This window comes from Streptomyces sp. UC4497 (genome assembly GCF_054871485.1).
In genome coordinates, this window is record NZ_JBTYHB010000003.1 from 186201 (window position 1) to 199650 (window position 13450).

At 70.8% G+C, this 13450-nt stretch carries 13 protein-coding genes; 6 read left to right on the forward strand and 7 right to left on the reverse strand.

Annotated features, from left to right (window positions below):
• The first annotated feature begins 39 nt into the window (after nt 1-39).
• Nucleotides 40-912, forward strand: a complete 873-nt coding sequence (locus tag ACYSUO_RS05840) for a SigB/SigF/SigG family RNA polymerase sigma factor (protein ID WP_461774908.1) — start codon at nt 40-42, stop codon at nt 910-912.
• Between the two features lie 30 nt (nt 913-942).
• On the opposite strand, the gene ACYSUO_RS05845 is transcribed toward ACYSUO_RS05840, so the two are convergent.
• Nucleotides 943-1725 carry a helix-turn-helix domain-containing protein gene (locus ACYSUO_RS05845; protein WP_461774909.1) on the reverse strand — a complete coding sequence of 261 codons (783 nt, stop codon included), beginning with the start codon at nt 1723-1725 and terminating at the stop codon, nt 943-945.
• A 209-nt stretch (nt 1726-1934) separates the two neighbouring features.
• On the opposite strand from ACYSUO_RS05845, the gene ACYSUO_RS05850 reads away from it, so the two are divergent.
• Both ACYSUO_RS05850 and ACYSUO_RS05855 read left to right on the forward strand, forming a co-directional pair.
• The gene (locus ACYSUO_RS05850) at nt 1935-2582 is read left to right on the forward strand and encodes a DUF3159 domain-containing protein (protein ID WP_461774910.1); all 648 of its coding nucleotides are present in this window, start codon (nt 1935-1937) and stop codon (nt 2580-2582) included.
• An 81-nt stretch (nt 2583-2663) separates the two neighbouring features.
• The gene (locus tag ACYSUO_RS05855; RefSeq protein WP_461774911.1) at nt 2664-3635 is read left to right on the forward strand and encodes a CocE/NonD family hydrolase; all 972 of its coding nucleotides are present in this window, start codon (nt 2664-2666) and stop codon (nt 3633-3635) included.
• A 26-nt stretch (nt 3636-3661) separates the two neighbouring features.
• On the opposite strand, the gene ACYSUO_RS05860 is transcribed toward ACYSUO_RS05855, so the two are convergent.
• From ACYSUO_RS05860 to ACYSUO_RS05870, 3 genes are read right to left on the reverse strand one after another with little or no spacing between them, the layout of a single operon-like run.
• On the reverse strand, nt 3662-5002 hold the full coding sequence (locus tag ACYSUO_RS05860) for an amidohydrolase family protein (protein WP_461774912.1): 1341 nt from the start codon (nt 5000-5002) through the stop codon (nt 3662-3664).
• Nucleotides 4999-5511, reverse strand: coding sequence for a nucleoside deaminase (locus ACYSUO_RS05865; protein WP_461774913.1), 513 nt, complete (start codon nt 5509-5511; stop codon nt 4999-5001). The genes ACYSUO_RS05860 and ACYSUO_RS05865 overlap by 4 nt, the downstream gene beginning before the upstream one ends.
• Complete coding sequence (locus ACYSUO_RS05870) at nt 5508-6884, reverse strand: purine-cytosine permease family protein (protein ID WP_461774914.1); 1377 nt, start codon at nt 6882-6884, stop codon at nt 5508-5510. The genes ACYSUO_RS05865 and ACYSUO_RS05870 overlap by 4 nt, the downstream gene beginning before the upstream one ends.
• 249 nt (nt 6885-7133) lie before the next feature.
• Between ACYSUO_RS05870 and ACYSUO_RS05875 the strand changes: the two genes are divergently transcribed.
• The 3 genes from ACYSUO_RS05875 to ACYSUO_RS05885 are packed head-to-tail and all read left to right on the forward strand — an operon-like array spanning nt 7134 to nt 10112.
• Complete coding sequence (locus ACYSUO_RS05875; protein ID WP_461774915.1) at nt 7134-8657, forward strand: PucR family transcriptional regulator; 1524 nt, start codon at nt 7134-7136, stop codon at nt 8655-8657.
• Between the two features lie 58 nt (nt 8658-8715).
• On the forward strand, nt 8716-9489 hold the full coding sequence (locus ACYSUO_RS05880; protein WP_461774916.1) for an SDR family NAD(P)-dependent oxidoreductase: 774 nt from the start codon (nt 8716-8718) through the stop codon (nt 9487-9489).
• Nucleotides 9490-9518: 29 nt separating this feature from the next.
• Nucleotides 9519-10112 (forward strand): class I SAM-dependent methyltransferase, encoded by a 594-nt coding sequence (locus ACYSUO_RS05885; protein WP_461774917.1) that lies wholly within the window; start codon nt 9519-9521, stop codon nt 10110-10112.
• Between the two features lie 144 nt (nt 10113-10256).
• Here ACYSUO_RS05885 and ACYSUO_RS05890 read toward each other — a convergent pair whose 3' ends face one another.
• From ACYSUO_RS05890 to ACYSUO_RS05900, 3 genes are all read right to left on the reverse strand, one after another.
• Entirely contained in the window at nt 10257-10565 is a 309-nt protein-coding gene (locus ACYSUO_RS05890; RefSeq protein ID WP_461774918.1) for a hypothetical protein, read from the reverse strand.
• Between the two features lie 116 nt (nt 10566-10681).
• Nucleotides 10682-12106: a threonine/serine exporter family protein gene (locus ACYSUO_RS05895; RefSeq protein ID WP_461774919.1), complete on the reverse strand. Its 1425-nt coding sequence runs from the start codon at nt 12104-12106 to the stop codon at nt 10682-10684.
• A gap of 97 nt (nt 12107-12203) precedes the next feature.
• Nucleotides 12204-13418 (reverse strand): cation:proton antiporter, encoded by a 1215-nt coding sequence (locus ACYSUO_RS05900; protein WP_461774920.1) that lies wholly within the window; start codon nt 13416-13418, stop codon nt 12204-12206.
• Between the last annotated feature and the right edge of the window lie 32 nt (nt 13419-13450).

Genomic DNA, 13450 nt, shown 5'->3' on the forward strand with positions numbered 1-13450 from the left:
CGATACCGCTACAGACAGAAGCTACAAAGGGGCATCCTCATGAACACTGGGACGGCAGTCGAACTCGTGCACCGCTCGGCCTCAGGGACTCGGCGCGGACTGATCGAGCGTGCCTGTGAGGACCCGGCCTCGATCGCTCCCCGCGATGCGCGTGAGGTGGGCAAGTGCTTCTTCGAGCAACTCGCCGGCCTCGAAGAAGGCACCCGCGAACATCAGTACGTGCGCAACGCGCTGATCGAGATGAACCTCTCCTTCGTCAAGTACGCCGCCTCCCGCTTCAAGCATCGCGGCCAGGAGGAGATGGAGGACATCATTCAGGTCGGAACCATCGGCCTGATCAAGGCGATCGACCGCTTCGAGCTCTCTCGCGAGGTCGAGTTCACCTCCTTCGCGCTGCCCTACATCACCGGTGAGATCAAGCGGTTCTTCCGTGACACCACCTGGGCGGTGCATGTCCCGCGGCGCCTGCAGGAGGCCCGCGTCGAACTGGCCAAGGCCACCGACGAGTTGCAGACCCGCCTGGGGCGGCAGCCCACCACCGCCGAACTCGCGGAGCTCATGCAGTTGGAGCCGGCCGAGATCGCCGAAGTGCAGCAGGCCGCCAACGGCTACAACGCCACGTCCCTCGACGCCACTTTCACCGGCCAGGACACCGATGGGGACTCCGCCCCGCTCGCCGACGTGATCGGCGTCGAGGAGGACACGTACGAACTGATCGAGAACTACCGCTCCCTGGCGCCGCTCATGACCCGGCTCGACGCACGCGACCGCAGGATCATTCACCTCCGCTTCGTCGAGGAACGCACCCAGCAGGAGATCGCCGACGTCCTCGGCATGTCCCAGATGCACGTCTCCCGCCTCCTCGCCCGCATCCTGGCCAAGCTCCGTACCGGCCTGATGGCCACCGAGTAGGAGCCGCGCCGCACGCGTCCCACCGTGCGGCTACGGGGTGTCGGCGGGAGGTTCCGTGCCGTCCGGCCGTTCCATGTTCCGCTCTGCCTCGGCGAGCAGGATGCCCAGTCGGCGCAGGACGTCCACCTGGGCCTCGTTGTAGATGTCCTGGACGGCCTTGCCGACGGTCGTCTTGGCGAACTCCTCGCCGCGCGGGGCGTCGGCGGACAGGGTCTTCAACGCGGGGTTCTGCCGTTGCAGCGACTGCACGTAGGGGACCATGCGTTCGGCGACGTCGGCCCGGGTCTGTTCGTCGGCGTCGGCCGGCAGGTGTTCGAACGCCGCGCCGGCGGGATCGACGACGGGGTTCTTCATCAGGTCGGCATAGGCCGCCGTACCCTTCGGGCCGAGCACCGTGCTCAGCACGGTGACGAACGAATGGTCCGCCTCGGACAACGGGGTGTTGCCGGTCGCGGCCGCCGTGGCGAACTCCAGGGGCAGATCGGTCGCGACCTCCTTGCGCAGGATGAATCCGAGTTCCATCCTGGCGCGTTGCAACCGTTCGATGGTGGCGGCCAGTTCGGCGTCGAGCGCGCGCAATGCTTCCTCCGGGTGATCGTCGGCCGTGCCCATCTCCGCGATCTGGGACAGGGGGAAGCCCAGGTCGACGAGGCGTTTGATGCGCAGCAGCCGGACGAGATGGGCCACGCCGTACTGCTTGTAGCCGTTGGCCCGGCGTTCCGGCTCATCGAGCAGGCCGACCTCGTGGTAGTGGCGTACGGCCCGCAGGCTGGTGCCCGCGAGCTCGGCGATCTCACGCGTGCTCCATGCCATTGCTTCGCACTCCGTTCGGCTTCTGGCGGTTCGGCTTCTCGCGGTTGGGTGCGCGGCCTTTGCTCACCCCATTCGAAACCATGCCGTCGCGGCATGGTCAAGCGCCACACCGCCCCTCCCGATCGGGCTTGACTGTGCCGTGACGGCACGGTTTCTCCTGGGTCTCAGCGCACCGACGGCACGGATTCGCGACGACCGAGGAGTACGCCATGACGGACCAGACACGCACCGTTACGGCCGCACAGGGCCAGGCGGCGCAGCAGAAGCTGCTCGACCAACTCGGCGGTACGAAGGGGATGGTGTACTCGGCGATCCCGGTCGCCGCCTTCGTCGCCGCGAACGCCGCGCTCGGCCGGCTGCCGCTCGCGATCGGCATCGCGCTCGCCGTGGCCCTGATCGTCACCGTGTGGCGGATGGCGCAGGGGGAGCCGTTCACCGCGGCGGCGGGCGGACTCTTCGGTGTCGCGGCCGCGGGCGGTGTCGCGGCGTGGGTCGGATCGGCGGGCGGGTTCTTCCTGATCGGGATCTGGGCGAGCTGCGCGGGCGCGGTGCTCTTCGCCGTCTCGCTGCTGGCCCGCAGGCCGTTGACCGGCCTGTTGTGGAACGCGCTGCACGGCAACCGGCACCCGTGGCGGGACGACCGTCCCAGCGTGCTGGCGCACGATGTCGCCACCGCCACCCTGACCGTCCTGTTCGGGACCCGGTTCGGCGTGCAGCTGTGGCTCTACGAGAACGACTCCATGGCCTGGCTCGCCCTCGCCAAGGTCGGTATGGGCGTACCGCTGCTCGCGTTGGCCCTGCTGGTCGTGTTCTGGGCGTTCCGCCGGTCGACCAAGCGGCTCGTTGAGCGGCCTTGACCGCGCCGCGACGGCACGGTGTCGCTTCTCACCGCCCAACTCTCACCGCCCACCTCTACCGCTGACCTTCCGGAGGAGACCATGAAGAAGATCCCCCTGCCCGTCGCGGCCACCACCACAGCCGCCGTCACCGTCCTGGCGCTGGCCGGCACCCGCATCGCTCCCGCCGGCGCGGCACAGTCCACTGCCCCCGCCGCCGGCGACGCGGTGACACACCAAGACAACGAGCGTGTCCCCAAGGGCGCCGCCTGGACCCAGCACTACTTCCCGTCCTCGGACGGCTCCGGCACCGACCTGCACGCCGATGTCCTGCTGCCGGAAGACCTGCCCCCGAGCAAGAAGGTGCCGGTCATCCTCTCCGTCGGCTCCTACTTCGGTCACTCCGGAGAGCTCACGGACGAGAAGTGGAAGAAGACAGGTCCGTCCGGGCGCTTCAAGGACCTCGTCGAGGGAGGCGACCTGTTCGAGCGGGACTACGCCCTGGTGCAGGTCGACCTGCGCGGCTTCGGAGGGTCCAGCGGCTGCCTCGACTACATGGGCAAGGGCGAACAGGCCGACGTCAAGGCGGCGATCGACTGGGCGGCGAAACAGCCGTGGTCCACCGGCAAGGTCCAACCCGTCGAGCGCGACGTCCGCGTCACCGGAACCCCCGGGGTCCGGATGGACACCGAGGGCAGCGGCAACGTCATGGTCAAGTTGTACGACGCCGCACCGGACGGCTCCGCCGTCATGTTCGACCAGCAGGTCGCCATGGTCGACGCCTCCGGCCGTGTGGCCGTGGACCTCAAGTCGACTGACTGGCGGCTCAAGGCCGGGCACTCCCTGGCCATCGAGATCGGCACCGTCCAGGACGGTGCGTGGATCGACACCCCGACCGGCGACCGCATCAAGGTGAGCGACGCACACCTCAACCTCTCCGTCGACGACCCTGCCGATGACAAGGCCACCGAAGGCGAGCGCTCGCCGTACCTCGACACGTACCTGAAGATGTTCACGACGAAGGAACTGCCCACGCAGGCACCGTCGTTCACGGTCCCCGCGGCGCGCGACTGACGCCGCTCGGCCCCTGCCGCAGCCGTCTACCCGTCCACCGGAAGCGCCGCCCGCCGCCGGAACAGTTCCTCCGCCGCCTCCTGCGCGCGCAGCCGTACCTGTTCCGTGTCCACGCTCAGTACCTTCCCGCCGGACACACGTAGTTCGCCGTCGACCCACACATGGTCGACGTCGGCGGCCGACGCGGAGAACACCAGGTGGGGGACGGCGTTGAAGTCGTCCCCGTGGAGGAGGGGAGTGGTGTGCAGCGCCCGCAGGTCGACGGTGACGACGTCGGCGCGCTTGCCCGCCACCAGCGAACCCGTGATGTCGTCGAGGCCGAGTGCGCGGGCGCCGTCGCGGGTGGCCATGTCGAGGATGTCCCACGGGTCGCCGGTCGTCGGGTCGAGCGAGGTCACCTTCTGCAGCAGCGAGGCGAACTTCATCTCCTCCAGCAGGTCGAGGTTGTTGTTCTCCTTCTCGCCGTCGCTGCCGATGCCCACGGCGATGCCGCGCCGGCGCATGTCGGCGACCCGGGCGGGACCCGACGACAGCTTCATGTTGGAGCAGGGGCAGTGGGCGACGCTCGTGCCGGTCTCGGCGAGCAGGTCGAGCTCGCGGTCGTCGAGCCAGACACAGTGGGCGATGACGGTGCGCGGTCCGAGGATGCCGCGATGGTGGAACTCCTCGACGGGACGGCGCCCGAACTGCCGCAGGGATTCCTCGACTTCCCACGTCGTCTCGGAGGAGTGGGTGTGCAGCCCGGTGTCGAACTCGTCCGCCAGCGCGGCGGCCGCGCGGAAGGCCTCCTCGCTGCAGTAGAAGAGGTGCTCAAGTCCCACCCACGAGCGCACCCGGCCGCCCGCGTACGTGCGGTACTCCTTCAGGAGGCGGCGGTTGGTCTCCAGCGTCTCGAAGTAGTCGTAGCCGGGGAGGTCGGCGACGTAGGGGACGAGCGTGGCGCGGATGCCGACCTGTTCGGCGGCGTGCGCCGAGCCCTCCATGTGGCGCCACATGTCCATCACGGACGTGGTGCCCGCGCGCAGCGACTCCGTGTAGCAGAGCAGCGACGCGGCCTCGGCGATGTCGGGGGTGAGGGCCTTGTGGGCCGGGTCCACGTAGTCGCGCAGCCAGTCCCACAGGGACTTGGACTCGGCGGTGCCGCGCAACAGGCCCGAGTGCAGGTGGGTGTTGTGCAGGCCGGGGATGACGGCGTGGCCGGTGGCGTCGATGACCTGCGCGTCGGTGCCGGCGAAGGTCTCCGGGCGGTCGACGGCGACGATGCGGTCGCCCTCCAGGAGGACGGACCCGGGGTCCAGGACCGTCTTCGTGCCGTCGCAGGGGATGACGATGCCGTTGTGGATGAGCGTGCGGCGTGTGTGCGTCATGCCCAGAACCCCGCGTGCACCGCAGCCGCCTCTTCGTGCAGGCACGGCCCGACGACATCCACCGGACGCTGCCCGGCCGCCAGCACCTCCCGGCACGGCAGTGCCATCGTCGGGTTCTCGGGGTTCGCGCCGGTCAGGGCGAGAAGTTCGTCCTCGCCGAGGGCGTAGGCGACCCGGCCGATGCCGCTCCAGTAGACGGCGCCGGCGCACATCGCGCACGGCTCGGTGGACGTGTAGAGGGTGGCGCGGGCCAGTGTGCCGCGGTCGTAGGTACGTGTCGCCAGGCGCACCAGGTTGGTCTCGGCGTGGCCGGTGGCGTCCCGCTCCGAGACGACGGTGTTGCCGGCCTCCAGGACCTGCTCGCCGTCGAGGACGAGCAGCGCGCCGAAGGGGTGGTTGCCGGCGGCGCGGGACTGCGCCGCCGTGACGATGGCGGCCCGCAGGAACACCTCGTCCTGTGCGCTGGGCGCAGTGGTGGTTACAGTCGTGGTGGTGCTCGTGGGCGTCATGCTTCGCTCCTCAACTTCTCGTAGGGTACGGACGGTTGGGGTCGGTCGGAAGTACGGGGGCGTGGACACACCACGGTGTACGCGGCCCCCGCCACCGCGAACCCGACGAACAGGCCGAACGAGCCGAGCACCGGGTGTGCCTCAGCGAGCGGCCCCGTGTAGAGGGACTGGTTCATGAACGGCAGCTCGGCCGCGATGGCCAGCAGCACGCACGGCAGGCCCCGGCCGAAGCGGTGTCCCGGGTCGTACGGATCCGCCAGCGCGCGCCGCCCACGGCCCCAGTACGCGACGATCATCACCGCGCCCCACGGCGCCAGCCAGTAACCCGTCATCAGGAGAAGGTCGTTGAGCTGCGTCGCGAAGTCACCGTGCCCCGCATACCAGGCGAGCGCCGTGCCGAGGCCGCCGACGACGAGGACCGACACCCAGCGCGGAATGCTGAACCCGGCGACGAGCGCCGCCATCGCACCGGAGTACAGGTCGATGACCGTGGAGGCGAGCGTGGAGAGCAGCAGGCACAGCAGCACGACGGTGCCGAGGGCGCCCGGCAGCAGGCCGCTGACCATGGCGCTCGGGTCGTCGAGCGCGCCCACCGTGCCCAGCGCCGCGCCGAGCGAGCCGATCCATACTCCGGCGAGCGCACCGCCGCCGCCCGCCGCGAGGAACACCCGACGCGGCGAACGCTGCGCCGGCAGATAGCGGCTGTAGTCGGAGGCGTACGCGGACCAGCCGAGCACGCGGGCCGAGGTGACGGCGACGACCAGCAGGAACGCGGAGGTCGAGCCGTCCGCCGGGGCAACGGGAGCGGCCGCGTGCGCCGCGCCGAACCCGTACACCGACATCACCGCGAACACCACCACCAACACCACGGCCAGGACCCGTTCCACGGTGTGGATCAACCGGTATCCCACGACCGCGATGCCGAGCTGGGCCACCGCCATCAGGACGAGCGCGGGCGCGAAGCCCATGCCGGTCAGATCGCGCAGGATGAAGACACCGAGCAACGAGTCGACCACACACCAACCGACGCCGTTGACCACGGTGAACGCCGCGGACGGCAGATTCCCGAGTCGGCCGAACGGGCCCCGGGACTGGACGAGTTGAAGCACACCGGTCAGTGGCCCGCGCGTCGAGAACAGGCCGACGAGCGCCGAGCTGAGCAGTGTGCCCGTGACGATCGCGAGGACGGCGGGCAGCAGGTCGAGGCCGAACACCGACGTCGACAGGGCGCCCACGCTGAGCGTCGCGAACTGCACGTTCGCGCCGAACCACAGCGTAAAAAGCGACCAGGGGCGGCCGTGCCGCCGCGTGAGCGGTACGGGTTCGGCTCCCAGACGTTCGATGGTCGAGGGACGTTCGGGGGCGGCGCGCATGGTGGGCTCCTCACCAGGACAGGACGGGAGTACGGAGCGGGATGGTGGTGCGGTGCGGGGTCATGCGGCTCGTTGCGTGACTCAGTGAACCGGCGCCGCGGCTCCTGCGGGATTGCAGATCTCTCCAGACGAGCGGCCCTTTTCGCGCGGCGGGCCCGTACTATGCTCCAAACCCCTTGCACGCCGGTGTGCATGCCTGTAACACGAGTCGCCCGCCCTCCCCTTGGGCGGTGCCGAGGAGGCCGACCGGTGGAGCTAGCCGAACTGCTCGCGATGCCACGACTCGGGCTGCGGTCCGTCGTGGCCGCCCCCGTCGAGAGCCCGCGCATCCGGGGCGTCTACACCACCGACCTGCCCGACCCCGGGCGCTACCTCGACGGCGGGGAACTCGTCCTGACCAGCACCACCTGGTACCACGAGCCGCGCGACGCCGATGTGTTCGTCGCCGCACTGTCGGGGGCGGGCGTCGCCGCGCTCGTCGCCGGGACCGCGGACGTCGGCGCGGTGCCCGCGCCGCTCGCCGACGCCTGCACCCGGCACGGCCTGACGCTGCTCACCGTCGACGACGAGGTCTCGTTCGCCGCGCTCACCGAGACCGTGCTCGCCGCGCTCGGGGGCGGCCATCGGCGCGCGCCGTCCGTGAATCTGCACCGCGGCCTGGTCGCCAGCATGGCCGCGGGGGAGGGGGCCGAAGGACTCATCGACGTGTTCGCGCGGGCCACGGGCGTGTGGTGCGCGGTGCTCTCCGCGACCGGTGCGCCGCGCGCGGGCGGCGTTCCCCTGGTGAGCGAGCGGCAACTCGCCCGCGCCCACCACGACGCGCTCGGCGCGGGCGGCTTCCCCGCCGTACGGTCTGTCCCCGGCTGCGGTGAACTCACCCTGTTCCCCGTCCAGTCGCCCGCCGCGCGCCGACCGCCTGCCGGGTACCTCGCCGCCTCGGGCGACTACCGCGACTGGGCGCCGGGCGTGGCCGACGCCGCGTGGGAGGTGTGCGCGCTGCTCGCGCTCGACGGCGCCGCGATACAGGAACGGCGCCGCATCGAGGCACGCTTCCTGCGCGAGGCGGTCGACTTGCTCACCGACGGCAGGGAGGAGGCGGCCGCGGCCCGGCTCACCAGCCTCGGACTCGACCTCGACACACCACTCAGCGCCGTGTACGTGCGCACCACCGGCAGTCCGTACGGGGCCGAACTCGCCGCCACCGTCCTGGAGGACGTCGCCGAACGGCTGCCCGGCTGCTCGGTGCCGATCCCCGCCGAGGACGGCGCGTACCTCATGCTCGTACCCGAAGGCGACCACGACACGTCCGGTACCGCCGAACGTCTCGCGCCGCTCCTCGCGGACGGCCATGCCGCCATCGGTACGGGTGAGCCCGCCACGGGCCCGACCGGCCTGCGCCGCTCCCTGGACGAGGCCCGCAACGCACTCCGGGTCGCCGCCCTCGCAACCGGCACCGTACGCACCGCCGACACCGGCTCCCTCTCTTCCTACCAACTCCTCCTGGCCGCCGTCCCCGACGACGTGCGCCGCTTCTACCGCGAGCGCCTGATCGGGGTCGTCGAGCGCTACGACGCCGCACACGGAAGCGACCTCGTGGCCACCCTCAGCGCCTTCCTCGACGCCTCCGGCTCCTGGCAGCGCTGCGCGGAGCAACTCCACATCCACGTCAACACGTTGCGCTACCGGCTGCAGCGGGTGGAGCAACTGACGGGCCACAGCCTCGCCACGCTGCGCGACCGCGTCGACTTCTGCCTGGCGCTGAGTATCGGCTGAGGACGGACCGCCGTGCGCGGAGGTGTACGCCAGTCGCCCCAGAGGGTTTACTCGCCCAATGAGTGACACGACTGGAATGCTGGCCGGCAAGACCGTCATGATCACGGGCGCTTCGAGCGGTATCGGAGAAGCGGCCGCCCGCCTGTTCGCCGCCGAGGGGGCGGCGGTACTCCTGATGGCCCGCCGCGCGGACGTACTGAAGCATCTGGCCCAGGAAATAGTCGACTTGGGAGGCCGGGCGGCGATCAGCCCGGGCGACGTCTCGGTCCCCGAGGACACGCAGCGCGCCGTGGACGCGGCCTGCGAACACTTCGGCACCCTGGACGCGGCCTTCAACAACGCGGGCTTCGCCGGCGATGACCTGACACCGCTGCACGAGCTCGACCAGGCCGTCTTCGACCGTACGATGGCCGTCAACGTCAGCGGCACCTGGAACTGTCTGCGCTCCCAGATCCCGGTGATGCTCGCCGCGGGCAAGGGCGCGATCGTCAACACGTCCAGCACCGCGGCCATGGGGGCCACCGGGGCTCCCGTGCCCTACGTCGCCGCGAAGCACGCGGTGCTCGGCATGACCAGGGCCGCGGCGGCCGAGTACGCGGAACACGGCATCCGCATCAACTCGCTCGTCGTCGGCACCACCCGCACGGAAATGATCGAGCAAGCGGTGCAGGCCTACCCGGAGTTGGGCCCGGCCTTCGTAGCCCGCCAGATGCAGAAACGCATGGCGGACCCCACCGAGATCGCCCAGGCAGCCCTGTGGCTCTGCAGCGACCGCGCTTCGTTCGCCACGGGCTCGGGACTGGCCGTGGACGGCGGGTGGACGGCCGGCTGACGGTTACTGGTCGAAGGAGCCCCGCGGTGGTGACGACCGACGCGTCGGAGGCAACGACCGTCCCGCTGGCTCGGTGGGAAAGCCACTTCGCCGGTGGCGAGGGCTTTCGTGCGTCCGATGACCGCGAGTTGCGGCTCCTGACCCAGCAGCTGCCGTCGGCTGCCGGGGCCCGTCTCCTGGACGTGGGGTGCGGGCTGGGAAGTTACGCCGCCGGCCTGGCCCGGTGGGGATATGACGTGCTCGCGGTGGACTGGGCGTCCTCCGCGGTGGCCGCCGTCCGTGACCGCTATCAGGATCTCGTGCCCAACCTGGTGGCCCGGCGCCTGGACTTCATCGACGAGCAGGCCGTGGACACGCTCGGGGCCGGCACCTTCGACGTGGTGACGATGCGGCTCGTCTACCCGTTCTTCACGGACAAGCGGCAGGTGGCCGAGCGGGTCCGACGGCTGCTGCGACCGGGCGGCGCGTGGGCCGTGACAACGCCTCTGGCGGAGCGGCTGTCCGCGCGCCGGCACATCGCGCTGTCCGCGGGCGAGGTGGGGGAGCTGATGTCGTGGTGGGGCAGCGGTGCGTGGGTGGACTTGGAGCCGGGTGGGCTGCGGTGCATCGTGCTTCGCCGGTGACGGTTCAGGTTCTGAGCCTGCGACCAAATCCCCTTCTGGCGTGTGCCGTTGGCGGGAGGGCTGGGGGGAAAGCCCCCGCCCGGCGAGGGTGCTGCCGGGTGGGGGCTTGGTCGCCTTCGGGGCCGCCCCCGAAGGGGCCCGGCGTCAGCCGCCGATCGGGCCGGGGGCGTTGTCGTCGGCGTCCTGGCACTGCTGGATCCGCGCCTGGATCGCCCGCGCCTTGGCGCGCTCCTTCGCGGCCGACCTGTGGTAGCCGAGGTTGTCCAGCTTGGCCGCCTTGGACTTGTGGTTGGCGACCTGCTGGCGCATCTTCGGGATGTTGCAGGTGATCGGGCCACGGGCCGACACGCTGCCCTGCTCGGCAACGGGGGCGGCCTGTGCCGGGACGGCCGAGAACAGGACGCCGCCCGCGATGGCGGCGGACACGGCGAGTGTGGTGAAACGTCGAAGCAAAGTCGTTCCTCTCCAAGTGACAGGTCGTACAGACCTGTTGGGGGGTGGCTGATAGCAGTCGGTCACTGTATATGAAGAGATCGACTTCTCCTGGTATCAGTCGCGGGCCTGCCGGCTCAGCCGACGGCTGCCCCGGACGTACGAGCCTGCGGGCTCCTGCCCCGCATGCGTTCGCTGCCCGCCCCGAGGAGCGAACCCAGCACCGCGCCGACGCCGATCGCGGCGACGGACGCCAGGGTCGTCACCACGTACTGGTGGGCCCCGGGGACGCCGAGGACGAGTTGGAGCATGCTGCGGTACAGGTCCGGGCCGGGCAGCACGCTGCCGGCGATGCCGGGGATCAGTACCGCCCTCGCGGGCACGCCCGCGGGTGGGCCGATCGCGGCGGACACTGCGCCCATGACGGTGGTGGCAAGACCCGTCGCCAGCGGGGCGGACCAGTCCAGCTGGGCCATGCCGAACATCTTCACGCCCGCGCCGACCAGCGCCGCGGCGATGGCCCACGGCACCAGGCGCGGGCCGCCGCCCATGAACACGGCGTTGCCCAGGGCGCCGATGCCGCTGGTGACCAGGGTGAGCCAGACGGGCAGCGCGGCGAGCGTCGTGTTGCGGGCGTCGCTGTCGAGGCCGCGCAGCAGGAACGCGATGGTGAGGATGCCTCCCGCCAGCGCGGCGAAGAACAGGAGAAGGCTCACCGAACGGGCCGCCGCCATCGACCGGAAGCCGTCGATCGCGTCCTCGGTGAGCGAGACGACGGTCAGGATCGGCAGGATCAGGATGACGTTGGCGGCGACGAGGCTCGCCCCTTCACGCCCACTGAGCACCCCGAAGTCGATCAGCGCCATGGCACCCGCCATGAGGAGGGACGTCTGCACGGCCGTGACGTAGAAGGACGGCAGCCCCGTGCGGCTCAGCGCCCACGCGGCCCGGTTGGTGACCAGGAACAGCAGGGGTGACAGCAGCGCCGCGCGCGCCGTACCGGACGCGAGCACGCACAGCATGGCCGCCAGCACCGCGCCACCGCCCAGGGTGAACCACCAGGGCCACCGCGTCGGCGCCGCCACCAACCGGTCGAGGGCCGCCCGCGCGTCCGCCGGTGCGAGCCGGGTGGCCACGATCCGCACGGTCAGCCGCTCCAGCGCGGTCAGCCGACTGAGATCACGCGTGTCCTCCGACCCCAGGACGATCAGCATGACGACCGGCGCGCGTCGGGGCGGCGCGTACTGCACCTGCAACGAACGCCCGGAGATGTCGACCTCCAGGTTCTGCATGCCCCACGTGGCCGTCACGGCCACGACCGCCGTCTGGATGTCACGCGTCGACGACCCGGCCAGGAACAGCTCCCGGCCCAGGTGCAGGACGAACCGCAGCATCTCGGCCGCCTGCCCGTCCTCGAAGTCGCGCGGCGGCGGGAAGGAGACGCTCTCGTACGCGGTCCCGTACAGCCGGTCCAGCAGCGTCCCCTCGTTCTGCCGCAGCCGGTCCAACCGCGCCTGCCGGGCATGCGCCCGGGACCGGACTCGGGACAGGGCCCGCCGCATCGGCTCTCCGCTCGCTCGAATCGATCGAAACACCGCTCCGCGCTCCACCCTCTCCCGGCGCGGCCGTCACCGCCGCCGGGACCGGCGGTAGGAGCGATCACCACACCTCCGTCCCGGGGACATTCGTCCGTGTGGCCACCACCTCACGTTCCTTGCCCCGCATCCGGAGGCCGAGCAGCGGGAAGACCAGGACCGACACCATGGCGGCGCCGACCATCGCGGCGGCCTCGCCCCTGCCGAGAAGGTCCTCCGCGAGACCGATCGTCGTGATGGCGACGACCAGCGGCAGGCAGGTGGCCGAGTGGAGCGTCAGCGCCCGGCGGCTGAGCGGAGAGAGGTCGCGTGGGGCGAGCGCGTACGCCGGAAGTCCGCGGACGACCAGGAACAGGACCAGGAACACGGGCAGCAGCACGAGGGGGCGTCCGCCGGACAGGAGCGACGACAGGTCGAACTCGATCCCGGTCACGATGAAGAACAGCGGCACCAGAAAGCCGAAGCCCAGGCCCTCGATCTTGCTCAGAACGTCCTTGCCGACCTCCGGCGCCGTGCCCTGGAGAACCAGCCGGGTCAGCAGCCCGGCGGCGAAGGCGCCGAGCAGCACGTCGAGGCCGAAGGCCTGCGACAGGGCGAGCATCGAGACGAGCAGCAGCATGACGAAGCGGACCGCGAACTGGCCGCTCGTGTGCAGCGTCGTCTGGATGACCCGGGTGAACCAGGGCGGGCGCGGGCGGAGCGCCCAGAACACGGCCCCCGCGGTGATGGCGGCGAACACGGCGAGGATGACCGTCGACAGGCCGGGGTCACGGCCGCTGAGCAGGACGGACATGGCGATGATGGGCCCGAACTCGCCGACCGCGCCGAACGCCGTCGTGACGGTGCCGAACCGGCCCTGCAGATCGCCGCTGTCGCGCAGGATGGGCACCACCGTGCCCAGCGCCGTGCTCGTGAGGGCCGTCCCGATGATCACGCTCTTGGGGAAGTCGAGGCCGGTCAGGGTCAGCGCCACCGCGAGCCCCGCCGCCAGCGAGATCACCCAGGCCCACACGGACCGGCGCAGCGTGTCCCCGCGGATGGCGTCGAACTGGATCTCGTACCCCGCGAGAAAGATCAGCAGGGACAGGCCGAGGTTCGCGAGGATGTCGGTGATCTCCCCGGAGCGGGCCCACCCCAGAACGTCGGGGCCCACGAGAATGCCGAGCACGATCTCGAAGATGACCACAGGAACCCGGACCCAGCGGCCGAGACCGTGTGCCAGCAAGGGGGCCAGCACCGCCGCCGCCATGATGAGGATCAGCGTTCCCGGATGCTCCATGACGATGTCCCCTGGTGTGCGGCCGCCGCTAC